This is a genomic window from Gemmobacter aquatilis, from assembly GCF_900110025.1.
Classification (GTDB): domain Bacteria; phylum Pseudomonadota; class Alphaproteobacteria; order Rhodobacterales; family Rhodobacteraceae; genus Gemmobacter; species Gemmobacter aquatilis.
Genome location: NZ_FOCE01000002.1, coordinates 515438 through 540367, shown reverse-complemented (window position 1 = coordinate 540367; position 24930 = coordinate 515438). Strand labels below are relative to the sequence as shown.

Sequence of the window (24930 nt, the reverse complement as noted above, 5' to 3'; positions counted from 1 at the left end):
GCGCTGCCCCCGTCGCGCTGTGCGCGACTCCCCCGGGATATTTGGGCCAAGATGAAAGCGGGAGGAGAGCCGATTCTGGGTCAGGACAGGATCCTGGGGTCAGGGCAGGATCTGCAGCCAGAGCCAGATGGTGGCGATGGAGCTGAGTGTGGCGAGCAGCACGGCGGAGGCGGCGACGCGCTTGGCCACGCCGTAGCTGTGGGCGAAGAGATAGGCGTTGACCCCGGGGGCCATGGCGCCGGTCAGCACGGCAGAGCGGAGCTGGTCGGTGGTCAGGGCGAAGACCTGGGTGCCCAGTGTCCAGGTGACCAGCGGGTGCAGCACCAGCGAGAGCGCGACCACCAGCGCGATGGCCCGTCCGTCGCCTTCGGGGCGGTAGCGCAGCAGCACGCCCCCCAGCCCGAACAGGGCGCAGGGGATGGCGGCGCCGGAGATGATCTTCATCGCATCCCACAGGAAGCCGGGCAGGGGCAGGCCCGACAGATTGATCGTGAGGCCGGCGGCGATGCCCAGCACCATCGGTTGCGTGGCGATGGCGCGCAGCACCTGCCGTGCCACGCGATGGGCGGGCAGGCCCCGTCCATGGCTGATCGTCAGTTCCATCACGAGGATGCCGACGGCGTAGAGCAGCGGCGAGTGGATCGAGATGATGGCGAAATTGGCCGACAGCGCCTCGGCGCCATAGGCGCGTTCGGTGATCGGCACGCCAAGCAGCAGCGAGTTGGAGAACATCGCGGCAAAGCCGATGGCCACGGCATCGGTGGCGGGGCGGCCCAGCAGTCGGGCGCCGAGAAAGCCCAGGCCGAAGCCCGAAAAGGCCCCGGCGTAGAAGCTGATGAACAGCGCCGGGTCGTAGCTGGCGCCAAGGTTCAGTTTGCCGATGGATTGCGCCAGCAGCACCGGCACGGCGATGCTTTGGGCAAAGCGCATCAGGCTGTCTACACCCTCGGCGCTGATGATCTGTCTGTGTGCCGCCAGCCAGCCTGCGCCGATCACCAGAAAGACCGGCAGGATGACGTCGAGCAATGCGCTCATGGCGCGGCGGGCAGTTCGATCACCATGCCGTCGAAGGCGGGGGTGATGTGGGCGGGCAGTTCGGCGGCGAGGCTGGCATAATCGAGGTCGAGATGCATGTTGGTCAGCACGCCGCGTTCGGGGGCGGCGCGGGCCAGCCAGTCCAGCGCCAGCGCCAGATGGGCATGGGTCGGGTGCGGTTTGCGGCGCAGCGCGTCGATGATCCAGACTTGCAGGCCGGTCAGATGGGGCCAGCTTTCCTCGGGGATCTGCACCGCGTCGGGCAGATAGGCGAGGCCGCCCACGCGGAAGCCCAAGGCATCAATGGAGCCGTGATCGGCGACAAAGGGGGTCAGCGTCAGCGGGCCACCGGCGCCCTGGATGGTGAAGGGGCCGTTGATGGTGTGCAGATCGAGGATCGGCGGATAGGGCGAGCCTTCGGGCTGCACGAAGGCATAGGCGAAGCGATCCAGCAGCGCCCCTTGCGTCGGGCCATCGGCCCAGACCGGCAGGCGGCGGCGCAGGTTGAAGACGATCTGGCGCAGATCGTCGATGCCATGCACATGATCGGCATGAGAATGGGTGTAGGCGACGGCATCCAGCGTGCCCACGCCCGCATCGAGCAACTGGTCGCGCATGTCGGGCGAGGTGTCGATCAGCACGCGGGTGATGCCTTCGGCGCCGATGCGTTCCACCAGCAGAGAGCAGCGGCGGCGGCGGTTCTTGCGGTTGGTCGGGTCGCAATCGCCCCAATCGCCGCCGAGGCGGGGCACACCGCCGGAGGAGCCGCAGCCGAGGATGGTGAAGCGATACATCAGGCGGCCCCGGTTTCCAGCGCCGCAGGGGCGGCGGCTTTGGGGAACAGCCGGTCGAAATTGGCGGTTGTGGCGGCGGCAAATTCGGCCTCGGACAGGCCGAAGATCTGCGCGCCGGTCTTGGCGGTGAAGGCGGTATAGGCGGGCTGGTTGCGTTTGCCGCGATAGGGGACCGGGGCGAGATAGGGGCTGTCGGTTTCCAGCAGGATGCGATCCAGCGGGGCGGCGGCGAAGATGTCGCGCAGCTCCTGTGACTTGGGGAAGGTGGTGATGCCGGACATCGAGAGGTAGAAGCCGAGGTCGAGCGCGGCGCGGCCCAGTTCGGCGGAGGACGAGAAGCAGTGCATGACGCAGCCATAGGGCTGCGCGCGGTAGCCTTCCGCAAGGATGCGCGCCATGTCGTCATCCGCCGCGCGGGCATGGATGATGAGCGGCAGGCCGGTTTCCTGCGCGGCTTCGATATGCAGGCGCAGCGAGGTTTGCTGGATCGCGGCGCTTTCGGCGGTGTAATGGTAATCGAGCCCGGTTTCGCCGATGCCGACGAATTTCGGGTGCCGCGCCAGTTGGACAAGCTGGTCCACCGTGGCGAGCGGTTCTTCGGCGGCGCTCATCGGGTGGGTGCCTGCGGCGTAGAACACGCCGTCATAGGCCTCGGCAATGGCGCGGACGCGGGGTTCGTGTTTCAGCCGGGTGCAGATGGTGACCATGCGGCGCACCCCGGCCGCGCGGGCGGCGGCGATGATGGCGGGCAGGTCGGGCTCGAAATCCGGGAAGTCGAGATGGCAGTGGCTGTCAACGATGTCAGGCGGGGTCATGTATCACCTTGAGGCGAGTTGGCCCGCCGTCTCTTCGATCCGCAGGAACATATCCATGAGAAGGGCGGCAGGGTCAAGGTTGACGGCCTTGCCCCGGCGCGCGCGCGCGGAAAGGTGTTCGGCGAGGTCGGCCCAGGCGCGGCCTGCCCAAGCGTCGGGCGCAAGACGGGCGAGAAGCTGCGCTTCGCCCGGGGTCGCCTCGGGCGGGGGGGCGCCCAGCGTGCCGGTGCGGGCGAGGCGGGCGAGGGCCAGGTCGATCAGCGTCACCGCCAGATCGAAGCGCGGCTCGTTGCCCTTGCCGGTGCCGGTATCGGCCAGCGCCAGCGCTTTGGGGCGATCCATCCGGGGCAGGCCGGAGAGGAGGCTGATGAGGTTGCGATAGAGCGCCATGCCGTCGAGATTGGCGATGCGCATCGCCTCGCCCACCGAGCCACCGGCGAGTTGCGCCATGGCATCGGGAGCGTCGATCGCCGCGCCAGCCTGTGCCAGTGCCGCGGCCATCTGCGGGGCGGGCAGCGGGTGCAGGCGCAATTCGCGGCAGCGCGAACGGATGGTGGGCAGCAGGCGGAAGGGCTGGTGCGAGATCAGGAAGAAGGTGACACCTGCGGGCGGTTCTTCCAGCAGTTTCAGCAGGGCATTGGCGGCGGCGGTGTTCATCTCGTCTGCCGCATCGACGATGGCGACGCGGCGGCCCCCATCGGCGGCGGAGAGTGCGAAGAAATCCTTCAGCTTGCGGACTTCCTTGACCAGAATCTCTTGCGCCACGTTCTTTTCCGTTTCGTTCAGGCCCCGGCGCAGCAGGTAGCAGCGCGGTTCCGACAGGGCGGCGAGGCGGCGCGCGACGGGGTGGCTGTCGGGGATGTCGAGCGTGGTGGGCGGCGGCGGGGCGAACATGCCGCCGTCATCATCGGGCGTGGCGAGCAGGAAGCGGGCGAGTTTCCACGCAAGGGTGGCCTTGCCCAGCCCGCGCGGGCCGGTGATCAGCCAGCCGTGATGCAGGCGGCCTGCGGTGAAGGCCGACAGGAATTCGGCCTGTGCGGCCTCGTGCCCGATCAGATGCGCGGTTTCGCGCGGATGCGGGGCGCCCTCGATGCGGTCGGGTTCGGGGAAATCGCCCAGATAGACGGAGGGCATGGTTACAGCCCCAGATGCGCGCGGGCGGTGGCCAGCACATCGGCGGCCACGGCTTCGGGCGGGCGGGCGCCGTCGATCACACGAAAGCGGGCCGGGTGGGCGGCGGCCAGCGACAGGAAGCCGCCGCGCATCTTGCGTTGCAGATCAAGGCCCATATCCTCGAACCGCTGTTCGACGCCCTGACGGGCCACGGCGCGGGACAGGCCGGTTTCGGGGTCGATGTCGATCAGCAGGGTCAGATCGGGTTCCACCCCGATCATCAGCGCGTGCAGCGCATCGACGGTGGCGGCCAGATCGCCGCGCGAGATGCCCTGATACATGCGCGAGCTGTCGGCGAAGCGGTCGGTGATCACCACGGCGCCGCGCGCCAGCGCCGGGCGGATGGTCTTTTCCAGATGGTCGCGCCGGGCGGCGGTGAACAGCAGCAGTTCGGTTTCCGCCGACCAGCGGTCGGGGTCGCCTTCCAGCACCAGACGGCGGATTTCCTCGGCGCCGGGGCTGCCGCCGGGTTCGCGCGTCAGCACGACCTCGGCCCCCAGATCGCGCAGGGCGCTGGCCAGCAGGCGCGCCTGCGTGCTTTTGCCCGAGCCGTCGATGCCTTCAAAGCTGAGAAACCGCCCTTGCGCCATTCAGCTTGCCGCAGCGTCCGCAGGCAGGAAGCGCTTGATCAGCACCTGCGCCGCCGTGGACAATTGCTTGACGAAGCCGCCCTTGGGCACATCGGTTTCGGCGACCAGCGGGATGCGGGCCTCGGCCATTTCGGGGATATGCACCACCAGTTCGGCAATTGGCGTGCCAGCGGTGACCGGCGCCATGATCGGGCCCTTGTAGACCACTTCGGCCGTCATGCCGTTGACGGCGGCGGCGGGCAGCAGGCGTTCGATGTCCTGCGCCGGCACGAGGCCAACCTTCGGCGCATCGCCCAGAAATACATCGGCCTCGGCGATGCGGGTGCCGGCCTTGGCGAGGGTTTTCATCGAAAATTCGCGGAAGGCCCAGTTGGCGATACGTTCAGCCTCTTCCGCGCGGGCCTTGTCGGTGGGCAGGCCCATGATGACAAAGACGATGCGCCGCCCGCCCGATTGCACCGCCGAGCCGACAAGGCCATAGCCCGCCTCTTCGGTATGGCCGGTTTTCAGCCCGTCGGCCTTCCAGTCGCCACCCTCGATCTTCAGCAGCGGGTTGCGGTTCTGGCTGTTGGCGGGCACGCGGTCCTTGTAGCTGTAGGTGGTCATCGCGAAATACGGGTAATATTCCGGGAATTCGGTGATCAGCCGCACCGCCAGCAGGCCAAGATCCGACGCGCTCATCACCTGGGCCGGGTCGGGCCAGCCCGAGGAATTGGCGAAATGCGCGTGGGTCATTCCCAGCGCCTGCGCGCGGGCGGTCATCGTCTTGGCAAATTCATCCTCCGACCCGTCCATCCCTTCGGCCACCACAACGCAGGCGTCATTGCCGGAATTGATGATGATGCCATGGATCAGCTCTTCGACCGTGGGCCGGTCGTCGGGCTTGACGAACATCTTCGAGCCGCCCATGCGCCACGCCTTTTCCGACACGCCAAAGGTGGTGTCCTTGGAATAGCGGCCATCGCGCAGCGCTTCGAACAGCAGGTTCAGCGTCATCAGCTTGGACATCGAGGCGGGCGGGCGGGGCACGTCGGCGTTCTTGTCCATCAGCACGGTCTGGGTCGTCAGGTCATAGACCCAGGCGGCCTGCGCCTGCGTCTCGAAGGCCAGTGCGGCGGTGGCGGTGGAGGAAAGCAGGGCGAAGGCGAAGGCGAGGCGCTTGAACATGGGCGTATCCGTCCTTGGGGGGCCGCCGGAGGGGCGGCCCGTCAGGGTCATTTTTTCAGGAAATAGGCATCGGTAAAGCCGAGTGACTTCACTTTGGCGAGAAGGGCTGTCTTGTCATTGCCGGTGGCGGTGACCGACCAATGCGGCTTGCCCTGCGTCTGGCCCGAGCGGATGGCGGCGGAAACCCCGGCCTTCTTCAGCGTGGCAACGGCGCGTTCGGCATTGGCCTCGACCGAGAAGATGCCGATCTGCAGCGTATAGGCACCGCTGGCCGCCGGTTTGGCGGGGGCAGGGGCGGCGGGTTTGGCGGGCGTGGGCTTGGCCCCGGCGGCGGGAGCGACCGGCGTGGCCTTCACGGCGGGGCCGTTGACCGGGCCTGCCGCAATCGGTGCCGGGGCTGCGCCGGACTGGGCGGGGGCCGCAGGCGTTTCGCCCTGTGCGGTTTCGGGCGCATCGAGCAGCGGCTTGCGGGCATCGGTGACGGCCGGTGCCTCTTCGCGGCGCAGCGCGGTGACCGACACCTTGCCGGGCGCCCCGGCCAGCAGGCCCAGCGCCTCGGCGGCATCCGACGAGAGTTGCAGCTTCGGGCCGGGATTGTCACGCTCGCGGCGGAACAGCGCGCCGATGACGAATTTGCCATTGGCGGTATTGCGCAGGATCACCCGTTCCGGGTCTTTCGCATCGGGCGAGGCGACCCAGACGCCGCCCAGCGAGGGCCGCCCGTCCCACAGCGCCATGTCGGTGGTCTGGAACACCTCGGGCGCCTCGACATCGCGGTCCACCAGCTTGACCGAGGTCGCAGCCTTCGCCGCCGGTTCCTGCGCATCCGCGCCGGGTTCCGGTTTCGCGGTGAAGGGGTTGCCCCCGTCCTGACAGGCCGAAAGCGCGCCTGCCGCCATTGCTGCCCAGATCAGCTGCCTGATCCCTGCTCCTGCCATTTTCAGCCCCCGTGATGCGCGCCTTCTGTCGTGCCGCGCTATTCAACCGCCGCCTTTGCGGGCGGCCCTGCCTTTGGTGCCTGCACACCACACCGCATCATACGCGCTGCGCGGCGGCGAGAAAAGGGTGCAGGCCGGGTTCGGCAAAATTCGGCCATGGCGGCGGGGGCGGCGAGAAGAGGGGCGGGGGTCTGGATGGGGCGTCTGGATGGGCACCGGGGTCTTGCGAAGCCGGGGGCGGGGATGTAAGCCCGGTGCGTCGGAAGTGTGGCCGAGTGGTTTAAGGCTCTAGTCTTGAAAACTAGCGTGCGGGGAACCGTACCGTGGGTTCGAATCCCACCGCTTCCGCCACTTGCCCTCAAGAAAGCGTTCTCCCGATCCGGCTGAGGCCGGATTTTTCCGTTGTTTTCGGGGGTTATGCGGGTGTGGCTGTTAACCGGCACATTCCCCAGATGGTCAGAAATCGTTCTCTCTGGGTCGATATTCTCCAGACCTGTTGCCTTCGCCGTTTTGGTGAATTTTTCGCAAGGCGATGAAAAGTAACACTTTATACTTCGAAGCAAGCTGTTGCTTTCGAACAGTTCAACTGGGTGCCGATCGGAACCACCATCGAAATGTCCTGAGCCAATGAACGGATTCAGATTGCCCACTGCGATGAGAGCGCTTCGGCCTGACGAAGGACAGTTTGCACAGCGGAATGCCGTCACTTCCGGCGATGGCCTGCTCGTGGGCTCAGTCTTCGGCGTTGCCGCTGGTACCGCCGCCCTCAGCGAAGCGGTCGAAACCGCGCTCGTCGGCGTCTATGATCTGAAAAAAGTCGCCTCGCAGGCATGGGCCGCAGGTGACAAGATCTATTGGGACTACACCGCCAAGCAGACCGCCAAGACCCCGACCTCGAACACCCTGTTCGGCGTGGCGACCGAGGCTGTCGCAGGCGGGGCCACAGACCTGATCGGCCGGGTGCGGCTGAACGGCGCGTTCTGATGGGCGCCTTCGCCGATCTGAACATGGGGCGGGACGCGGTCTACATCGCCGACGGCGGCGCGCCCGTTCTTGTACGCGTCGTCGCCCGGCGTGCCGATGCTGTCACCGACTTCGGCGACGCGCGGCTCTGGTCCGAAACCACCCGCGTCTACATTGCCTCCGAGGAAGGTGCCCAACACCAGCATCATCACCGATCGCAGGTGAACCTGTCCTGCCTCGTTCATCGCTTCAAACTCGGCGTCAGTCGGATAGGCTGTCTCGAAGACGCCTGCAAAGCGGGCGTCGTCGATGGCAAAGCCTTCGCAGGTCAGCACGACCGCTTTCTGGTGCGCGACATCCTTCAGCACCTGGACCTGAGCTTCGTTCAGGGTGCCTTCGGCCAAAGTTGCAGCCTGTATGGCCACCGCCCCATCCATCGTGACGGATGGCGGGACATCCTCGGCCCAGGCCGCAACCGGAAGCATGGAGCACGCAAGGAGCGAAATGGCATGGAACACGATTGGTTTCATTGGAACACATCCTTCGTTGCGGCGGCGGAATAGTGGCCCCTGAAATAGCACTGGCGCGCCCGCGTATAGCACATCACACCCGGCAGGTCGGCCGGGTGAAAGCCTCCACATTCAGTCTTCGCAGATTTGTAGCTGCCACCAGATTCGCCGCTATCCGCAACGCGAAGAACTGCCCTGCAGCAGCCGGATTTCGCGTTTCGGATAGGCGCAGGGCAGCAAAAGCGTGACAGTCGGAAAATCGAACAGGAAAGCTGGACATGACCCCCGACCAGATCGTTGCCTTCGTGCTTGCGCTAACGTCGCCCGCCCCGGTGGACCCGCTGTTGCCGTTGATCGCCGCTGGCGGCGCTGATCCGCGCTATCCAGTGGTGGCCACGGCCTGCCCGCGTCCCTTGGCCCCGTTCGAGATCGAGGGCCGCACCGTGGCCTGCGGCAAGATTTCTGTGCCCGAGGATCATGAAAACCCCGAAGGTCGCCAGATCGACCTTGCCTTCATGATCTTCAAGTCGCGGTCCCTCGCGCCCGCTCCCGATGCAGTGGTGCATCTGCACGGTGGCCCCGGCGTAGGGATCGTGGCGCGCGCCTCGCTGACCACTACTTTCTTTGAACATCTGCGCACCCGGCGCGATGTGGTGGCCTTTGACCAGCGCGGGGTGGATCAGTCGGCGTCTGCCGAGACCCGGTGCTTTGACACACTCGCGTCCGATCCCGAAGCGCTGGTGCAGGCGACGAAAGGCATGGGCGACACGGTGGCGCTGACGCGCAAGATGACCCGTGCCTGTCTGGACGAGATTGCCGCCTCGGGCGCGGACATCACCAAGATCAACACCTGGCAGAACGCGCAGGATGTGCAGGCGGTGATGCACACGCTGGGCTATCCGACCTACAACATCTACGGCATTTCCTACGGCACCAAGCTGGGGCAAGAGGTGATGCGCGCCGCCCCCGAAGGCCTTCGGTCAGTGGTGCTGGACTCGGTCGCCCCCGTGCAGGCGCCGATCTACGACACGCTGGCCTTACCCCATGCCGAGGCAATCCAGGGCATCTTTGACGCATGCACGGCGGATGCGAAATGCACGGCCGCCTATCCCGACCTGAAGACCCGTTTCTGGGCGCTGTTCACCAAGCTGGAGACGCAGCCGATCGCGACACCCCAGGGCGAGATCAACGCCGATGCACTGTTCACATTGGTCGATGGCCGCAACAACTGGAAGGCGAAGCTGCAGGGGCTGACGGGATACATCCCGAAAGTGGTGGCCGAGCTTGAGGTCGGCGATGCCACGACCTTGACCGCGCTGACCAGCGAAAAGATCGCCCTCCACCCGACGCCGGAAAGCGCCCTTGCCGGGCTGACCGGCCTTGATGCTGATGCGATGGCCTTTGCCGAAACCGCGCTGCGGCTGGCGATGGTGGGGCGCGAAAACGACAAAGCAGTTGAGGCGATGCTGTCGCGGCTGGAGGCTGATCGTGCCGCCGCCGCCAGCGGTGCCGGACTGGTGGACGAGTTCGAGGCCGCGCTGAAGGCAGCCGCATTGGATCTGCCCGACCAGCTTGCCCGCGTGAGCTTTGCCGCCGATTACCTGCGCCTACGGACCGGGGCGCCCACGCGGGCGGCGCTGGCGGACATGCTATCGCGCCAGTTCACCGGCGAGACGCTGGCAAGGCTGGAGACGCTCGCGGGGATGCTAGGCGATGGACAGCTTGCGCAGGTCTTCGCCCGGGTCGGGGCCGACAACGCGGCCCTTGACCGGGTGCTGCTGGAAGGCTTCCAGACCCAGATGTTCGCCTGTCAGGAAGACATGGACATCAACTCGCCCGAGGGTGCGGCCGCCGTCAGCCTGCGCCTGCAGACCGAGTTCGGCTGGCCGGCAAGCTTGGCGGGCATGTTCGAAAGCCTTGTGGATACGACCTTCTTCGACTTGTGCAAGGAGTTCGTGCCGCAACCGCGCCCCGGCTTCCATGATCCGGTGACAGCAGCGATCCCGACCCTTGTCATGCAGGGCGCCTTCGACACCCAAACCGCGCCAAGCTGGGGCGCCTGGATGGTCTCGTCGCTACCGAAGGGGCGGCTGGTGTTCTTCCCCGAATCCGGCCACGGCACGCTGGCCTTTTCGCAATGCGCCAAGGATATCGGCGCGGCCTTCCTGGAGAACCCCGAAGCGCCGATCAACGATGCTTGCGCGCAAGCCCTGACGTCTGCTTTCCTTTTGCCTGACGGGACATGGTCGAAATGAAACTGACAGCCCTTGTCGCCCTTGGTGTCTATCTGCTCTGGCAGGCGATCAATTCCGGTATCCAGATCGCAGGTACCGGACCCGAGGGGATCGACCTTCTCGACCTTGTGAAGCATGGGCTGTCGCCGTCCCTCGCCGCGGCAAGCCTGTTCCTGCTGGTGGTTGTGGTCCTGTTCCGCTGGTGGCGTGACGTTGGTCTGACGCAAGGTCCGCAGCGCGGCACGCTGAAGGTGATCTGGCCTTGGCTTCTATTCTTGGCGCTGTTCGCGGCCAGCGCGCTGAACGCCGGGCTTCCACCCGCAAGTGTCACCCTGTTCATCCTGGCCAATACGATGATGGTAGGCTGGTCCGAAGAAGTGATGTTCCGAGGTATCTGGCTGCGCGGGATGTTCCGCAGCTATGGCATCTGGGTGGCGATCCTTGGCTCGTCGGTCCTGTTCGGGGCGATGCATGTGCTGAACGTGTTCCTGACGGGCGATCTGCGCGGGGCGGTGCTGCAGGCAGTTGCGGCCTTCCTGTCGGGGGTCTTCCTTGCCGCCGTGCGGCTGCGGACTGGGTCACTCTGGACCGGGATCGTGCTGCACGGGCTGTGGGATGCGGGCACCTTCCTTGTGGCCGCGGGAGACACGGCAGCGGCAGGCGCGGGGGCGGCGGCGGCCCCCACGGCCCTTGGCGACTATGGCAGCATCGTAATGAGCCTGCCCTTGCTTCTTCTTGGCCTGTTCTTCCTGCGGGATACCGGGCGCGACTACGGAAAGGAGTATGTCTGATGCGCGCCCTTGCCATTGCCGCCCTGCTGGCCGCCAGCCCCGCCTTCGCCGATTGGGCCCCCGTGAAGCCCTCGACCGATCCGAACCCCATCGTGAAGATCGAGGGGGATACGCTGACCTATATCGGCGGCATCAACGCGGCAGGCCTGACTGCACTCAGCGATGCCGTGCGCGACCTGCCAGGCGGGCAGGTCACCAAAATGGTCGTCAATTCCGGCGGTGGCGATACCAAGCCCGGCATCTTCATAGGCTCGATCATCGCTGATCTGAAACCCGACCTGACCATCGAGGTTGGCTGCTTCTCTTCCTGTGCCGACTTCATTGCCCCCGGTGCCAACAGCATCACCATCCGCGAAAACGCCTTCCTCGGCTGGCATGGCAACGACCGGGGGTTCCTGATCACGGCCGATCAGAAGGGGCTGAGCCTGCGCGACTACATGCGCGAGGTGGTCGGAAACCAGGCGAAGGACATGAAGGACGATGCTGGCAACCCCATGGACCTCGAGGCCTGGCTCGACGAGGCGGTGGCCACGCTCGAGGCGCTGATCGTCGAGGAGAAGGCACTTTATGACCGGATCGGCTTGGCCAACGACACATTCGCCATCTGTGGCGTGGGCGACCGGTTCAACGACCGCCTCAGCGGTGAACAGCTTGGCTGGGGGTTCTCCATCGCCGACATGGCGCGGCTTGGCCTGCCGCCGGTTCGCTACGAAGGCCCGGGCGCCTATGAGGACAGCCCGGCCTTCACGCATTGGCTGATCCATCTGACGCCCGAGGATTGCCAGCCCTGAGAACATGGTCGGGGCGGCACTGATCAGGGCCGCCCCGTTTTCCAAGGCTACCTGCTACGAAAAATCCGTGGTCAGTTCAGCTCCACCCAGTCCGTGATCTCGCCCGCATCCGAGGCGGTGCAGGCAATGCGGCGGCCACTGGCATTCTCGCGCAGGATGATCTCGGTGAAACCAGGGCGCAGCGGGCTGACGGTCTCGACCTTGGCCGGAACGCCGACCATGTCCCGGCACCGCGTCATGGCCGCAGGCGGCGCACCGCCATTGTCTGCCGAAGCGCCACCCGCCGGGCGGCTGGTGATCTTGATGCCCTGGTATTTCCGGTCTGACCCGAACTTGCATTCAAAGGTTGTCACGTCCGCACCCTCGGCGGGGCTCTGGCCATAGACGATGTATTTTCCGCCGGACTTCTCGACCGGCAGCGTGAGAATGTTGCGCGGGCGGGTGCCCAGCTTGGCCGCAGCCTCGCCGGTGCAGAAGGCGGCCATCTCGGGTTCGGCCACGATCTTCGCCTGAGCCGCTGCCGCAGCTCCGACCGCGCAAGCCGTGGCCAGCGCAAGGCGCAGCAATACCGTCGTGTTCATGGCGTTCTCCATTCCGGTTGGGGCAGCTTTCTGCCTGTCGCTATGGCGTCATGTTCCCGCAAGCCTGATTTTGCCGCTATCCGAAACGCGAATTTCTGGCTGGCTTTCCCGATCTGGATAGTGCGCGCGGGGCGTGCGCAGCATCGTTCATTCCGATCTGCCCGACCACATGCTGCGCGGCGTTGGGCCACAGAAGTTGATGACCCGAGAAAGGAATGTTGAAATGACCCGCCCCCTGAACCTTTTCTGGCTGACCGACGAGCCGATGGACTGGCTCCGGCCGTTTTCCCGAAGAGCCATGGCAGGCTGTGCATCGATGACCGACGATTGCTGATCGGAATAATATTCATAAATAGCGATGCGATGGGGTCGTACGAAGCACCTCGAGAGCATGGCCCGCCGAAGACGCTCTACAAACTATGGAAGCGGTGGGGCGACATGGGGGTCTTTGCCAGGATGATGGCGGGGTTGGCCTTCGAGGGCACCGAGCAGAAGATGGTGATGATCGACGCGACCCAACTGAAAGCGCACCGCACAGCTTCGAGCCTGTGGGCGAAAAAGGGGGGCGATCAGTGCGGGCGCACGAAGGGCGGGCTGTACGCCAAGCTGCACGCCGTCGCCAAGGGCTGCTATCGCCGCCGCAACCGGATCGAGATCATGTTCGACTGCCTCAAGGATTGGCGCCGCGTCGCCACACGTTACGACAGGTGCACAAAGACCTTCCTCTCCGCCCTCGCCCTCGCCGCTACCATCATGCTCTGGCTTTGACGTTCAATGCCTGGAGCCTAGCCTCGACAGAAGGCCGTACGAATCAGCTTGTTTCGGTATCCGCTCGTGAAATAATGCCCCATACGATGAGGGAAGATTTGACGCATGTTGCGCTCTTATTTTCTATGATGCTGCTGTCGGCCACCCCTTCCGCCACACTAACTATCCCTAATCGAACGCTTCGCAAAAATCATCGAAACTATGAGGTCTGGTGAGCAAACACTCGCATCAGATCTGTAAGGCCAAGATCCAAGAGATATGGTTTACGCAAGGCAGGCCATCGCTTAGCACTTACAGCCTCTTAAATGCCGCGGAACACATGGACGGGGGAGGGGGCTGCAACCAATAGGCCATATAGATAATCGACTCGCCTTCCCACCAAAATATTTAACGGCACTTAGCCAGGAGTAAAAAATATGACACTTGCGGATGATCTCATTGCTGAGATTTCATTTAAAAACATGACTGCTGCGCAAGTAGGCAAGGTCAAGGGCATCATCAGTATGTTATGCGAATCAGATACATTCTCATCCCTGGCTGGTAAATATCTTTCAAAAATCACGCTAACGGATATTCTATTCTCTTTCACCACAAAGCAAGATAGCTTCTTCATATACGAGAGACCAATTTCTGAGTTTCTTGTTCGCACACCACATGTCTACATAAATCCAAATAATGAGAATAGGGCCTATCTCGGGTTGAATGGGGAAGTCAGTGGGTACTCGCTAACGCATATCATAGCGCATGAAATGCTGCATGTTTTTGGTATTAGAGACAAAGTTCACAACGGAGGAGATATTGACAACCTAGGTACGGGAAATGGCTTTGACTTGATGGGGAATACAGTTAGAATAACCAACTCCGTCTTGGCGGAAATTGAGACCTTAGACGATATCCCGAGGGGAGCCTACACCGGAGTCGGTAGCTTTGGTGTTGATAGAATTAACTTTTCGAAGGAAGTATTCGAGTTTGAGCTTAGGGAATTTCTAAGGTTGAATGCAGGTCAAGGAGGTGGATATGTACCCCCGCCATCTGAATTTGATTTTGCAATCTTTGTACCGTTAGACTCCACTCAGATATCTACCACTGGGCGCGGCAATCAGTCTGACTATATTGTTACTGACAATCAGTCAGTCACAGTGCAAGCAGACATTGGCAATGACTTGATAACCACGGGCCTAGGGGACGACACGGTGTATGGCGGCGGCGATAATGATTTCATATCAAGCTCTGCCGGCTTGGATAACATATACGGCGGATCAGGTGACGACATGATGTTCTCTAGTCATGGTAGTGATACTGTCTGGGGAGGGGACGGCTTTGATACAATAACAGGAGGCGGATCATCAGACATCCTCTATGGGGAAGGCCAAGGCGACATAATACATGGGGGCTCAAATTCAGATACATTATTTGGTGGCAACGACTGGGATCACCTGCAGGGTGACAGTGGATCTGATGTAATATATGGAGGTATTGGGGCGGATCAGATATACGGTGGCCATGGTTCTGATATGCTGTTTGGCGGCACTGGTGCTGACACATTTCACTTTGGAAAAAGCGCAGCAGGCTCGCGCGATACTATCGCTGACTTTCTGGTGGGAATTGACAAAATAGCTATTGATGATGGTGCTGTGGAAGTGAAGGGATATAAATCTGGAGGCCAAAGTTCTTTACTTGTCGAAATGGATGATGGATCGGAGATCCTAATTATTGGCATAAAGTACAGCATCAACTTTGACTTTGATGTACTATATGAAGATATGTGGTCCCCTCCTTTTTTCTCTTAGGTAAACCTGTGCCCACAATGATGCAGCGATGCACTCACCTGGTCCTGCAAAGGGTGTCTGTTTGGCTGCCGGGCCCGGCGTGCGAAAGTGCGCCGGGCCTATTCACCCTAGGAGGTCGCTGAACATTTCAGACATATCTGGACGGGGCAACGCGGCCAGAAAGTCGGCCCAAACCTGTATCATGGTGCGACGTTGCCGCAGGTATTCCGCCGAGTTGTATACTCCACGGACTCCCCCATCGACATGAGCCAATTGCGTTTCGATCCAATCTCGATTGAACTCCTGTTCTTTGAGCCATGTCGAGGCAGTATGCCGGAAGCCGTGGACCGTGGCCCGGCCTGTAGCCCGGCGTTATACAGGGTATAAAGCATCGCGTTTTCTGACATTGGCCGAACCGCACCGGGCGCAAAGGTGGGGAACACTATTTCGCCACGACCTTCTGATAGCCTCGGCAATGACATGCGCGAATGGTGCGACAAGGCCTTGCGCAAGGCAATCTGCCGCCGCATTGCCGAGGCGGGCGCGTCGCCGCACGAAATTATGTCGGTAAGCGGCCACATCACCTTGGCCGAGGCGCAGCGTTACTGTGACGATTTCGGGCGCAAGGGCCTTGCCGACTCGGCTATTGCGCGTCTGCCTCATGGGGCGAAGATGGAACAAAATTTGGCGAACCACCCCGCAAGGTTCGCCAAGAATTCAGCTAACAACCTGAAAGAAAAGGAGAAATATATGGGGGTTGGTAGGCCCGGAGGGACTCGAACCCCCAACCAAGGCGTTATGAGCGCCCTGCTCTGACCATTGAGCTACAGGCCCGGCCTTCTGCCGTTTAGCAGATGGCGGCAGCGGGTCAAGTCGCTGTGCCGCGCGGGGCGGGGCAGGAATCCACTGGCTCCGCTGGCTGCCTTGCGCTAAGCGCAGGCGCATGTGAATCGCCGAACGGGAGCCGCCAGCCATGACCACGCCGAAGAACGGATTGACCTATGCCGATGCGGGCGTGGATATCGACGCCGGCAATGCGCTGGTGGAGCGGATCAAGCCAGCCGCCAAGCGCACCGCGCGCAGCGGCACCATGTCGGGCCTGGGCGGCTTTGGCGCGCTGTTCGATCTGAAGGGCGCGGGCTATGTCGATCCGGTGCTGGTGGCGGCGACGGATGGCGTGGGCACCAAGCTGCGCATCGCCATTGACACCGGCAATGTGGATACGATCGGCATCGACCTTGTGGCGATGTGCGTCAACGATCTGGTCTGTCAAGGCGCTGAGCCGCTGTTCTTCCTCGATTATTTCGCCACCGGCAAGCTGGATGTCGAAGAGGCGACGCGGATCATCAACGGCATCGCCGAAGGCTGCGTGCAATCGGGCTGCGCGCTGATCGGTGGTGAAACCGCCGAGATGCCGGGCATGTATCACAAGGGCGATTTCGACCTTGCGGGCTTTGCGGTCGGCGCGATGGAGCGTGGCACCGAGATGCCTGCGGGCGTGCAGGCGGGCGACGTTCTGTTGGGCCTCGGCTCCAACGGGGTGCATTCCAACGGCTACAGCTTCGTGCGCAAGGTGGTGGAGCTTTCGGGGCTGGGCTGGGATGCGGCTTCGCCGTTCGGCGACGGCACGCTGGGGGCGGCGCTGCTGGCGCCGACGCGGCTTTATGTGAAACAGGCGCTGGCGGCGGTGCGGGCGGGCGGCGTGCATGCGCTGGCCCATATCACCGGCGGCGGGCTGACCGAGAACCCGCCGCGCGTGATCCCCGAAGGGCTGGCCTGCGCCATTGATCTGTCGAGCTGGCAACTGCCGCCGGTGTTCCGCTGGCTGGCGGAAACTGCCGGGATGACCGAGCCGGAACTGCTGAAAACCTTCAACTGCGGCATCGGCATGATTGCCGTGGTCGCGGCGGACCGGGCCGATGCCATCGAAGCGCTGCTGCGGGACGAGGGCGAAACCGTCACCCGGCTGGGCACGGTGGTGCCGGGCGAGGGTGTGATCTATTCGGGCAAACTGCTGTGAAGCGCGTCGCCATCCTGATTTCGGGGGGTGGCTCCAACATGGTGGCGCTGGTCAATTCGATGACCGGCGACCATCAAGGCCGCGCGGTGCTGGTGGCCTCCAACGATCCTGCCGCCTCGGGGCTGGTCAAGGCGCAGGCGGCGGGGATTGCGACGGCGGCGGTGGATCATCGCGCCTTCGGCAAGGACCGCGCGGCGTTCGAGGCGGAATTGCTGCGCCATATCGAAGCGGCGGCGCCGGATATCCTGTGCCTTGCCGGTTTCATGCGCGTGCTGACCCCGGCTTTCGTGGCGCGGTTCGAGGGGCGGATGCTGAACATCCACCCGTCGCTGCTGCCGAAATACCCCGGCCTGCACACCCATCAGCGCGCCATTGACGCGGGCGATACGCAGGCGGGCTGTACCGTGCATGAGGTAACGGCGGTTCTGGATGACGGGCCGATCCTGGGGCAAGCCCGGGTGCCGGTGCTGCCGGGCGACAGCGCCGACGATCTTGCCGCGCGGGTGCTGGTGCAGGAGCACAAGCTCTACCCCGCCGTGCTGCGCCGCTATGCGGCAGGCGACCGGACGCCGGTGCTGCTGTAATCAGCCCTCGGCCTGCCGCGCATCAAAGGCCGCCCTTGCGGCATTGACGGCGGGGATGCTGGTCTTGACCCAGTGATAGAGCGCCCGGAAGGGCGGGATCAGCGTTTCGCCCAAAGGGCTGAGCGCATATTCCACTGCCACGGGCGAGGTGGCCAGAACCCGGCGGGTGACAAGGCCGTTGCGCTCCAGCCGCCGCAGCGTCTGGGTCAGCGATTTCTGCGACACCCCCTCCAGCGCGCGGCGAATGGTGTTGAACCGCTGCGGCCCCTGTTCCAGCACCGCAAGGATCATGATCGACCATTTGTCGGCGATCTGGTCGAACAGCGCCCGCGTCGGGCATTCCGCGTGAAAATGCGCCATGCAGGCGGTGTTCCAGCCTTGGGATTCGGCTGTGGAAACAGTCATGTCGTTCATGCGGTTACCCCGAGGTGACTTTGTGATCTGAAGGTGCCTCATTGACACCAAGTCTCTAAAATATACCTAAGAGGCCGAGGTTTGAACAGGAGCATGTTGATGACCGGAACCGAAACCCTGTTTCGCCCCTTTGCGCTCAAAGGGCTGGAGCTGAAAAACCGTATCGTGATGGCCCCGATGACGCGGGGCATGGCACCCGAAGGCGTGCCGGCGGCAAAGAATGCCGATTACTATCGCCGCCGCGCCGAAGGTGGCGTGGGGTTGATCCTGTCCGAAGGCACGGTGATCAACCGCCCGGCCTCGCGCAATCTGCCGGGGATTCCGTTCTTCCATGGCGAAGCGGCACTGGCGGGCTGGCAAGGGGTGATCGACGCGGTGCATGAGGCGGGCGGCAAGATGGGCCCGCAGATCTGGCACACCGGCTCGACCCGGGCCGGGGAATGGCAGCCGGTTGCGCCGGTGGAAAGCCCGTCGGGGCTGGTCGGCCCCGCCGATCCGCGCGGTGTGGCGATGACGGAAGAGGATATTGCCGACACGATTGCCGCTTTCGCGCAGGCGGCGGTGGATGCCAAGCGGCTGGGCTTCGATGTGGTCGAGTTGCACGGCGCCCATGGCTATCTGATCGACCAGTTCTTCTGGCAGGGCACCAATCTGCGCAGCGATCTCTGGGGCGGCGCCACGATCAAGGAACGCGCACGCTTTGCCACCGAGATCGTCAAGGCCACCCGCGCGGCCCTTGGCCCCGATTTCCCGCTGATCCTGCGGGTCAGCCAGTGGAAACAGCAGGACTACGCCGCCCGTCTGGCCACGACCCCGGCCGAGATGACCGACTGGCTGCTGCCGCTGGTCGAGGCGGGGGTTGATATCCTGCACTGCTCGCAGCGCCGCTTCTGGGAAGCGGAATTCCCGGAACTGGACGGCGAAGAGGGCCTGAACTTCGCAGGCTGGGCCAAGAAGCTGACCGGGGCGGCCACGATCAGCGTGGGCTCGGTCGGGCTTGGCGGTGATTTCTTTGGCGCCTTCGGCGGGCAAGGCGCGCAGGTGACGCCGCTGGACAAGCTGGTGCAGCGGATGGAGCGGGACGAGTTCGATCTGGTCGCCGTGGGCCGCGCGCTGATCAGCGATCCGGGCTGGGTGCGCCATGTGCGCGAGGGCGCGATGACGGATCTGAAGGGCTTTGATGCCAAGGATCTGGCCGAATTGGCCTGAGATCTGGCCAAACTGGCCTGAAAAGCCGGCCAACGGGCGAAGATCCGCGCCCGTTGGCCAAAAAGGGTTCACAAGGTGGCGCCTGCCGCCTATAGCGGAAGAACGGGATGCCCCCGTGACGCTCTGCCCGAGCCCAGACCCGAAAGACGCCGATGCGCACCATCACAACGACCGAAGAGCTTGCCGCCTTTTGCGAGGCGGCCAAAAGCCAGCCCTATGTTACCATCGACACCGAATTCCTGCGCGAGCGGACCTATTGGTCGAAGCTTTGCCTGATCCAGATGGCGCTGCCCGGCAAAACCGGCGAGGCGGTTCTGGTGGACCCGATCGAAGGGGGCGAGGCCCTGTCGATGGAACCGCTTTACGATCTGTTCCGCCACGAGGCGACGGTGAAGGTGTTCCACGCCGCGCGGCAGGATCTGGAAATTTTCTTCGTCGAAGGCAACTGCTTCCCGGTGCCGCTGTTCGATACGCAGATCGCCGCCATGGTCTGTGGCTATGGCGAACAGGTCGGCTACGAGACGCTGGTGAAGAAGATCGCCAAGGAAAGCCTCGACAAGACCTCGCGCTTCACCGACTGGTCGCGCCGCCCGCTGTCGGATGCGCAAAAGGAATATGCGCTGGCCGATGTGACGCATCTGCGCGTGGTTTACGAAAGCCTTGATGCGCAAATCCGCAAATCGGGGCGCGAACATTGGGTGCAGCAGGAACTTGCGATCCTGACCGACCCGGAAACCTATACGATCCGCCCGCAAGACGCATGGGAGCGGGTGAAGACCCGCACCACCTCGGGGCGGTTTCTGGCGCTGGTGAAGGCGCTGGCGCAGTTCCGCGAGGAATATGCGCAGAAGAACAACGTGCCACGGTCCCGTGTGATGAAGGATGATGCACTGCTGGAGATCGCCTCCACCCGGCCCACCAATCACGAGGAACTGGGGCGCTCGCGCCTGTTGCTGCGCGAGGGGCGGCGGGGCGATATTGCCGACGGGATCATCGCCGCCGTGAAGGCGGGGCTGGAGATGAAGCCCGAAGACATGCCCAAGCCGGACCTGTCGCGCGAACAGTTGCAGGTCAATCCGGCGCTGGCCGATCTGCTGCGCGTGTTGCTGAAGGCGAAATCCGAAAGCCTTGGCGTGGCGGCCAAACTGATCGCCTCGGCGGCGGAACTGGACGCGATTGCCGCCGGTGAACGCGATCTGCCCGCGCTGAAAGGCTGGCGGAACGAGGCGTTCGGCGAAGATGCGCTGCGGCTGTGCCGGGGCGAGATCGCGCTGTCGGCCAAGGGCAATGACGTGCGGGTGGTGCGGCTGGCGTGAGCCTGCGCGTCGTGGTGATGGGCGTTTCCGGCTGCGGCAAATCCACGCTGGGCCGGGTGCTCGCTTCGGCGCTGGGCGCGCGGTTCGTGGATGCCGACGATCTGCATCCGGCGGAAAACATTGCGAAAATGGCCGCAGGCCAGCCGTTGGATGATGCGGATCGCGTGCCTTGGCTGGATCGCTGTGCGGCGGCATTGGCGGCGGGGCCGGTGGTGCTGGCCTGTTCGGCACTGAAGCGGCGCTACCGGGATCGGCTGCGCGTGGCCGCGCCGGATTTGCGGCTGATCCATCTGGCGGCCCCTCAGACGCTTCTGGCAGGGCGGTTGGTGGCGCGCACCGGGCATTTCATGCCCGCCGGGCTGCTGGCCAGCCAGTTTGCCGCGCTGGAAGTGCCGGACGGCGAGGGGGCCCTGGTGCTGGACGCCATGGCACCGCTCGAAGCGCAGCTCGCCACTGCCTTGCGCGCGCTCGTCTGATCCAGCCGGGGGCCGCGCCGCCGGGGGCATCGAGCCCCCGTCGCCACGCCTGCCGGGGAAGGCGTCAGCGGCGGCTGCTCAGCCCGTTTTCGGCGCCTTGCACGGTGATCGCGCGGATCGGGCCCAAGGCGACAGACGAGAGATAGGCGGCGGCGGTCACCTGACGCGAGCGCGGGGTGGCGGCGGGTAGTGGTTCGATCGGCGGGATGAGGCGGAATTCGTAGATCTGCACGCCGTCTTCGCCCAGATCCAGCGCCACCAGTTCGGCATCCCAATAGCCCTGCGTCGGCGGCAGGGCGGTGGCGCGCACGATGGCGCCGCCGGGCATCGGTTCCACCTTCAGCTCGATGATGCGTGCGGCCAGCGGGCGCGGATCGGCGGGTTTCGCCGCAGGCAGGGCCGGGGCGGCAGGTTCTGCCCCGCCGAACCAGTTGAACGGGTTCAGACGCGAATCCTGAAAAGACCCGCAGGCGGAAACGAACATCACCAGCGACAGCGCGGCCAGCAGCGGTTTTCTCATGCCTCACCCTTTCGCGCCGCTTTTGGCGCCTGTCCTTGGCTAGCGCATGACGCGGCTTTTGAAAAGCGCCCCTCTGGACCTTTTGCTGCGCAAAGCCTAGCTCTGGGCCACGCACAGGAGACAGCCATGGCCAGCCCCGCCTTTGAAGAGATCGTCGAGACTTTCGAGTTTCTGGAGGATTGGGAGGACCGCTATCGCCATGTGATCGAACTGGGCAAGGCCTTCCCGCCGCTGGATCCAGCCTTTCAGGTGCCTGCCTTCAAGGTGGAGGGCTGCGCGAGCCAGGTCTGGCTGCGGCCAAGGCTGGAGGGGCAGGGGGCTGCGGCGCGGTTTGATTTCGAGGGCGCATCGGATGCGATGATCGTGCAGGGGCTGATCGCCATCCTGCACGCGCTGTATGCGGGGCTTTCCTCTGCCGAGGTGGGGCAGGTTGATGCGGTGGCGGAACTGGGCCGTCTGGGGCTGAACGAGCACCTGTCGGCGCAACGCTCCAACGGGGTGCGCGCCATGGTGGAGCGGATCCGCAAGGTTGCCGCCGCGGCCTGAACGCGCGGGTTCAGCCGATGTCCAGCGCGATGGCATGGATGCGGGTGGTCAGATCCCCCAGCGCCTGATGCACCGCCCGGTGACGCGCCACCCGGCCCAGCGGTGCCAGACTCGCGGCGCGGATGCGGATGCTGAAATGCGTCTCGCCACCTTCCTGCCAGCCGCCATGGCCGCGGTGTTTTTCACTATCATCCTGAATTTCAAGGACTTCGGGAGAGAAGGCGGCGGAAAGCCGCGCAGAAATTTCATCGGCCACGGTCATTTTCGGCATTCACCCCCTTCAATCCGGCGCGCAATGACCTAAACTCTCGCCTCCGAGTCGGAAAGGCCTATCCATGCAGAAACCCCCTTTTGAATTCGACCTTCGCGTGTCGGCAGACAAGAAGCGCCGCAAGACGGGCCGGAGGGGCATGTCGGGGGCGTTCGAGACCTCGCAGAAGGCGTGCGAATATCCGGGCTGTTCGGAATCCGGGCTGTACCGGGCGCCGAAATCGCCGGATCTGCTGGATGAATTCTTCTGGTTCTGCAAGGATCACGTGCGCGAATACAACCTGAAATGGAACTTCTTCAACGGCACATCCGATGAGGAATTCCAGAAATTCCTAGACAAGGCAAGGGTTTGGGAGCGGGAGACCAAACCGTTCAGCCAGAAGGATGACGGGCGGGCCTGGGCGCGGTTGGGGGTGGATGACCCGATGGCGATCCTGGGCGAGAAGGGCACGCAGAACCCCGGCAAGGTGGTGAGCCACGTCACCCGCAAACTGCCCCCGACCGAGCGCAAGGCGCTGGAGATTCTGGATGCCCGCGACACCTGGACGCGCCCCGAGATCCGCAAGCAATACAAGAGCCTGGTGAAAGACCTGCATCCCGACATGAACGGCGGCAACCGCGATGACGAGGCGCGGCTGCAAGAGGTGGTCTGGGCCTGGGAGCAGATCCGCGAAAGCCGCTATTTCCGCGATTGAGTCGAAAACGGGGGGGGGGTGACAGGCGTACACCGCCCGTACACCCCCTGTGCCGCTTTGGTCCTGCCTTTTCGGCGGGAAGGATGAGTATTTGAGCCAGGGTGAAAGCCACAAGCAGACGGTTCAACCTGACGCAAAGATCCCGATCTGATGATGCCGCCCGGGGCCGGGGGCCGTGGCTCAGGCGGGTTTGAAGCTGAGCGCCACGCCGTTCATGCAGTAGCGCAAGCCGGTCGGCTGCGGGCCGTCGTTGAACACATGGCCGAGATGGCCGCCGCAGCGGCGGCAATGCACCTCGGTCCGGGTGCTGAAGAAGGTGTTGTCCTCTTTGGTGCCGATGGCATTCGGCAGCGGCTGCCAGAACGAGGGCCAGCCGGTGCCGCTGTCATATTTCGTTTCCGACGCATACAGCGGCAGGTCGCAGCCGGCGCAGTGGAAGGTGCCCTTGCGCTTTTCGTCATTGAGCGGCGAGGTGAAGGCGCGTTCGGTGTCTTCCTCGCGCAGCACGGCATAGGCCTCGGGCGAGAGGCGGGCGCGCCATTCGGCCTCGGTCAGGGTGATTTCAAATTGCCCTTCGGCAAAGGCGGGGCGGGCGGCAAGCAGTGCGAGGGCACTGGTCAGCAGGGTGCGGCGGTTCATGGTTTCCTCCTGTTCCGTCTGTCTGTCTATACGCCGGGCGGGCGGCTTCGTTTCACCGATCACGCAAAAGAGACCGGGCGCAGGCGCGGGACAGGTTTCGGGGCTGATTTCGCGACGATTGTGTCGGGGACAGCCTTCCCCTTGCGGCCCCTTGCATTATGATCCACAAAACCTGTGAAAGAACCGCGCCCCGCTGGGGGCGCCCGATGGTATGGCGGACGGAATGTTGGACCAGATTGCAAAACCCACCGAAGAAATCTCTGTCCGGGAGGTCTTCGGGATCGACACCGAGATGAAGGTCAAGGGCTTTGCCGAACGCTCCGACCGGGTGCCGGAGATCGACCCGACCTATAAATTCGATCCCGATACCACTTTGGCGATTCTGGCGGGCTTCGCCTATAACCGCCGCGTGATGATCCAGGGCTATCACGGCACGGGCAAATCGACGCATATCGAACAGGTGGCGGCGCGGCTGAACTGGCCCTGCGTGCGGGTCAACCTCGACAGCCACATCAGCCGGATCGACCTGATCGGCAAGGATGCGATCAAGCTGCGTGATGGCAAGCAGGTGACCGAGTTCCACGAGGGTATCCTGCCCTGGGCGCTGCGCAATCCGGTGGCGATCGTGTTCGACGAATATGATGCGGGTCGGGCCGATGTGATGTTCGTGATCCAGCGCGTGCTGGAGCATGACGGCAAGCTGACCCTGCTGGACCAGAACGAGATCATCACGCCGAACCCCTATTTCCGGCTGTTCGCCACGGCGAACACCGTGGGTCTGGGCGATACGACGGGCCTCTATCACGGCACCCAGCAGATCAACCAGGCGCAGATGGACCGTTGGTCGCTGGTGGCGACGCTGAACTATCTGAGCCATGATGCCGAAGCGGCCATCGTGCTGGCGAAGAGCCCGCATTACAACACCGAGAAAGGCCGCAAGACCATCAACCAGATGGTGACGGTGGCTGACCTCACGCGGACCGCGTTCATGAATGGCGATCTGTCTACCGTGATGTCGCCGCGCACGGTGATCACCTGGGCGCAGAATGCCGAGATCTTCCGCAATGTGGGCTATGCCTTCCGGCTGACCTTCCTGAACAAATGCGATGAGCTGGAACGCCAGACGGTGGCCGAGTTCTATCAGCGCTGCTTCGGCGAAGAACTGCCGGAGAGTGCGGCCAGCATGGCGATGAAATAACGGCGGCTTGCGCCGAGGGGGGCTGTCTGCCCCCCTCGGCGCAAGCCGCGCCTCAACCCCCGAGGATATTTCCGGACAGAAAATGGACAGGACCGCACGGCTCTCATTTTCTGTTGAAAAATATC

At 63.9% G+C, this 24930-nt stretch carries 26 protein-coding genes, 2 tRNA genes and 1 pseudogene; 16 read left to right on the top strand and 13 right to left on the bottom strand.

The window, feature by feature from the left end; translation table 11 throughout:
- Positions 1-99: 99 nt before the first annotated feature.
- From BMX43_RS06385 to BMX43_RS06355, 7 genes are read right to left on the bottom strand one after another with little or no spacing between them, the layout of a single operon-like run.
- Complete coding sequence (locus tag BMX43_RS06385; RefSeq protein ID WP_091298672.1) at positions 100-1035, bottom strand: AEC family transporter; 936 nt, start codon at positions 1033-1035, stop codon at positions 100-102.
- Positions 1032-1829, bottom strand: coding sequence for an MBL fold metallo-hydrolase (locus BMX43_RS06380; protein WP_091298668.1), 798 nt, complete (start codon positions 1827-1829; stop codon positions 1032-1034). Before BMX43_RS06380 ends, BMX43_RS06385 begins: the two co-directional genes overlap by 4 nt.
- Positions 1829-2644, bottom strand: coding sequence for a TatD family hydrolase (locus BMX43_RS06375; RefSeq protein WP_091298665.1), 816 nt, complete (start codon positions 2642-2644; stop codon positions 1829-1831). The genes BMX43_RS06380 and BMX43_RS06375 overlap by 1 nt, the downstream gene beginning before the upstream one ends.
- Before the next feature lie 3 nt (positions 2645-2647).
- The gene (locus BMX43_RS06370; RefSeq protein WP_091298661.1) at positions 2648-3778 is read right to left on the bottom strand and encodes a DNA polymerase III subunit delta'; all 1131 of its coding nucleotides are present in this window, start codon (positions 3776-3778) and stop codon (positions 2648-2650) included.
- Positions 3779-3780: 2 nt separating this feature from the next.
- Complete coding sequence (gene tmk, locus BMX43_RS06365) at positions 3781-4407, bottom strand: dTMP kinase (RefSeq protein ID WP_091298658.1); 627 nt, start codon at positions 4405-4407, stop codon at positions 3781-3783.
- Positions 4408-5574 (bottom strand): D-alanyl-D-alanine carboxypeptidase family protein, encoded by a 1167-nt coding sequence (locus BMX43_RS06360; RefSeq protein ID WP_091299136.1) that lies wholly within the window; start codon positions 5572-5574, stop codon positions 4408-4410. It abuts the gene before it with no gap.
- A gap of 47 nt (positions 5575-5621) precedes the next feature.
- A complete protein-coding gene (locus BMX43_RS06355; RefSeq protein ID WP_091298655.1) occupies positions 5622-6512 on the bottom strand; it encodes an SPOR domain-containing protein in 891 nt (296 codons plus the stop codon).
- A 261-nt stretch (positions 6513-6773) separates the two neighbouring features.
- On the opposite strand from BMX43_RS06355, the gene BMX43_RS06350 reads away from it, so the two are divergent.
- From BMX43_RS06350 to BMX43_RS06325, 6 genes are all read left to right on the top strand, one after another.
- Positions 6774-6863 (top strand) — tRNA-Ser (locus BMX43_RS06350).
- Between the two features lie 276 nt (positions 6864-7139).
- Entirely contained in the window at positions 7140-7496 is a 357-nt protein-coding gene (locus BMX43_RS06345) for a DUF2190 family protein (RefSeq protein ID WP_342711246.1), read from the top strand.
- Positions 7496-8038 carry a head-tail joining protein gene (locus tag BMX43_RS06340; RefSeq protein ID WP_091298648.1) on the top strand — a complete coding sequence of 181 codons (543 nt, stop codon included), beginning with the start codon at positions 7496-7498 and terminating at the stop codon, positions 8036-8038. The genes BMX43_RS06345 and BMX43_RS06340 overlap by 1 nt, the downstream gene beginning before the upstream one ends.
- A 224-nt stretch (positions 8039-8262) precedes the next feature.
- Positions 8263-10239: an alpha/beta hydrolase gene (locus BMX43_RS06335; RefSeq protein WP_091298644.1), complete on the top strand. Its 1977-nt coding sequence runs from the start codon at positions 8263-8265 to the stop codon at positions 10237-10239.
- Positions 10236-11009 (top strand): CPBP family intramembrane glutamic endopeptidase, encoded by a 774-nt coding sequence (locus BMX43_RS06330; RefSeq protein ID WP_175482040.1) that lies wholly within the window; start codon positions 10236-10238, stop codon positions 11007-11009. Before BMX43_RS06335 ends, BMX43_RS06330 begins: the two co-directional genes overlap by 4 nt.
- Positions 11009-11800 (top strand): Clp protease/crotonase-like domain-containing protein, encoded by a 792-nt coding sequence (locus BMX43_RS06325; protein ID WP_091298638.1) that lies wholly within the window; start codon positions 11009-11011, stop codon positions 11798-11800. The genes BMX43_RS06330 and BMX43_RS06325 overlap by 1 nt, the downstream gene beginning before the upstream one ends.
- Positions 11801-11871: 71 nt before the next feature.
- Here BMX43_RS06325 and BMX43_RS06320 read toward each other — a convergent pair whose 3' ends face one another.
- Positions 11872-12381: a hypothetical protein gene (locus tag BMX43_RS06320; protein WP_139201538.1), complete on the bottom strand. Its 510-nt coding sequence runs from the start codon at positions 12379-12381 to the stop codon at positions 11872-11874.
- A 223-nt stretch (positions 12382-12604) separates the two neighbouring features.
- Between BMX43_RS06320 and BMX43_RS06315 the strand changes: the two are divergent.
- A pseudogene (locus BMX43_RS06315) lies at positions 12605-13149 on the top strand (transposase family protein).
- Between the two features lie 416 nt (positions 13150-13565).
- Positions 13566-14939, top strand: a complete 1374-nt coding sequence (locus BMX43_RS19450; protein ID WP_139201537.1) for a calcium-binding protein — start codon at positions 13566-13568, stop codon at positions 14937-14939.
- Positions 14940-15676: 737 nt separating this feature from the next.
- Here BMX43_RS19450 and BMX43_RS06310 read toward each other — a convergent pair.
- Positions 15677-15752 (bottom strand) — tRNA-Ile (locus BMX43_RS06310).
- A 139-nt stretch (positions 15753-15891) separates the two neighbouring features.
- On the opposite strand from BMX43_RS06310, the gene purM reads away from it, so the two are divergent.
- Positions 15892-16938, top strand: coding sequence for a phosphoribosylformylglycinamidine cyclo-ligase (gene purM, locus BMX43_RS06305; RefSeq protein ID WP_091298631.1), 1047 nt, complete (start codon positions 15892-15894; stop codon positions 16936-16938).
- Positions 16935-17522 carry a phosphoribosylglycinamide formyltransferase gene (gene purN, locus BMX43_RS06300; RefSeq protein ID WP_091298628.1) on the top strand — a complete coding sequence of 196 codons (588 nt, stop codon included), beginning with the start codon at positions 16935-16937 and terminating at the stop codon, positions 17520-17522. The genes purM and purN overlap by 4 nt, the downstream gene beginning before the upstream one ends.
- On the opposite strand, the gene BMX43_RS06295 is transcribed toward purN, so the two are convergent.
- Positions 17523-17936, bottom strand: a complete 414-nt coding sequence (locus BMX43_RS06295; protein ID WP_217643938.1) for a winged helix-turn-helix transcriptional regulator — start codon at positions 17934-17936, stop codon at positions 17523-17525.
- Positions 17937-18035: 99 nt separating this feature from the next.
- On the opposite strand from BMX43_RS06295, the gene BMX43_RS06290 reads away from it, so the two are divergent.
- The 3 genes from BMX43_RS06290 (at position 18036) to BMX43_RS06280 (ending at position 20937) form a co-directional block, all read left to right on the top strand.
- A complete protein-coding gene (locus tag BMX43_RS06290; RefSeq protein WP_091299128.1) occupies positions 18036-19145 on the top strand; it encodes an NADH:flavin oxidoreductase in 1110 nt (369 codons plus the stop codon).
- A 152-nt stretch (positions 19146-19297) separates the two neighbouring features.
- Complete coding sequence (gene rnd / locus BMX43_RS06285) at positions 19298-20461, top strand: ribonuclease D (RefSeq protein WP_091298625.1); 1164 nt, start codon at positions 19298-19300, stop codon at positions 20459-20461.
- Entirely contained in the window at positions 20458-20937 is a 480-nt protein-coding gene (locus BMX43_RS06280; protein WP_245749389.1) for a gluconokinase, read from the top strand. The genes rnd and BMX43_RS06280 overlap by 4 nt, the downstream gene beginning before the upstream one ends.
- Positions 20938-21001: 64 nt before the next feature.
- On the opposite strand, the gene BMX43_RS06275 is transcribed toward BMX43_RS06280, so the two are convergent.
- Positions 21002-21457 (bottom strand): hypothetical protein, encoded by a 456-nt coding sequence (locus BMX43_RS06275; protein WP_091298622.1) that lies wholly within the window; start codon positions 21455-21457, stop codon positions 21002-21004.
- A gap of 126 nt (positions 21458-21583) precedes the next feature.
- Here BMX43_RS06275 and BMX43_RS06270 point away from each other — a divergent pair, with 126 nt between their 5' ends.
- Positions 21584-22003 (top strand): SufE family protein, encoded by a 420-nt coding sequence (locus BMX43_RS06270; RefSeq protein ID WP_091298618.1) that lies wholly within the window; start codon positions 21584-21586, stop codon positions 22001-22003.
- Between the two features lie 10 nt (positions 22004-22013).
- On the opposite strand, the gene BMX43_RS06265 is transcribed toward BMX43_RS06270, so the two are convergent.
- Positions 22014-22265, bottom strand: a complete 252-nt coding sequence (locus BMX43_RS06265; protein ID WP_091299120.1) for a BolA family protein — start codon at positions 22263-22265, stop codon at positions 22014-22016.
- A 73-nt stretch (positions 22266-22338) separates the two neighbouring features.
- Here BMX43_RS06265 and BMX43_RS06260 point away from each other — a divergent pair, with 73 nt between their 5' ends.
- A complete protein-coding gene (locus BMX43_RS06260) occupies positions 22339-22968 on the top strand; it encodes a J domain-containing protein (RefSeq protein ID WP_091298614.1) in 630 nt (209 codons plus the stop codon).
- A gap of 180 nt (positions 22969-23148) precedes the next feature.
- Here the strand turns inward: BMX43_RS06260 and msrB are convergent, their stop codons facing one another.
- On the bottom strand, positions 23149-23607 hold the full coding sequence (gene msrB, locus BMX43_RS06255) for a peptide-methionine (R)-S-oxide reductase MsrB (protein WP_091299117.1): 459 nt from the start codon (positions 23605-23607) through the stop codon (positions 23149-23151).
- Positions 23608-23818: 211 nt separating this feature from the next.
- Between msrB and cobS the strand changes: the two genes are divergently transcribed.
- Positions 23819-24805: a cobaltochelatase subunit CobS gene (gene cobS, locus BMX43_RS06250; RefSeq protein ID WP_091298612.1), complete on the top strand. Its 987-nt coding sequence runs from the start codon at positions 23819-23821 to the stop codon at positions 24803-24805.
- Positions 24806-24930 lie beyond the last annotated feature (125 nt).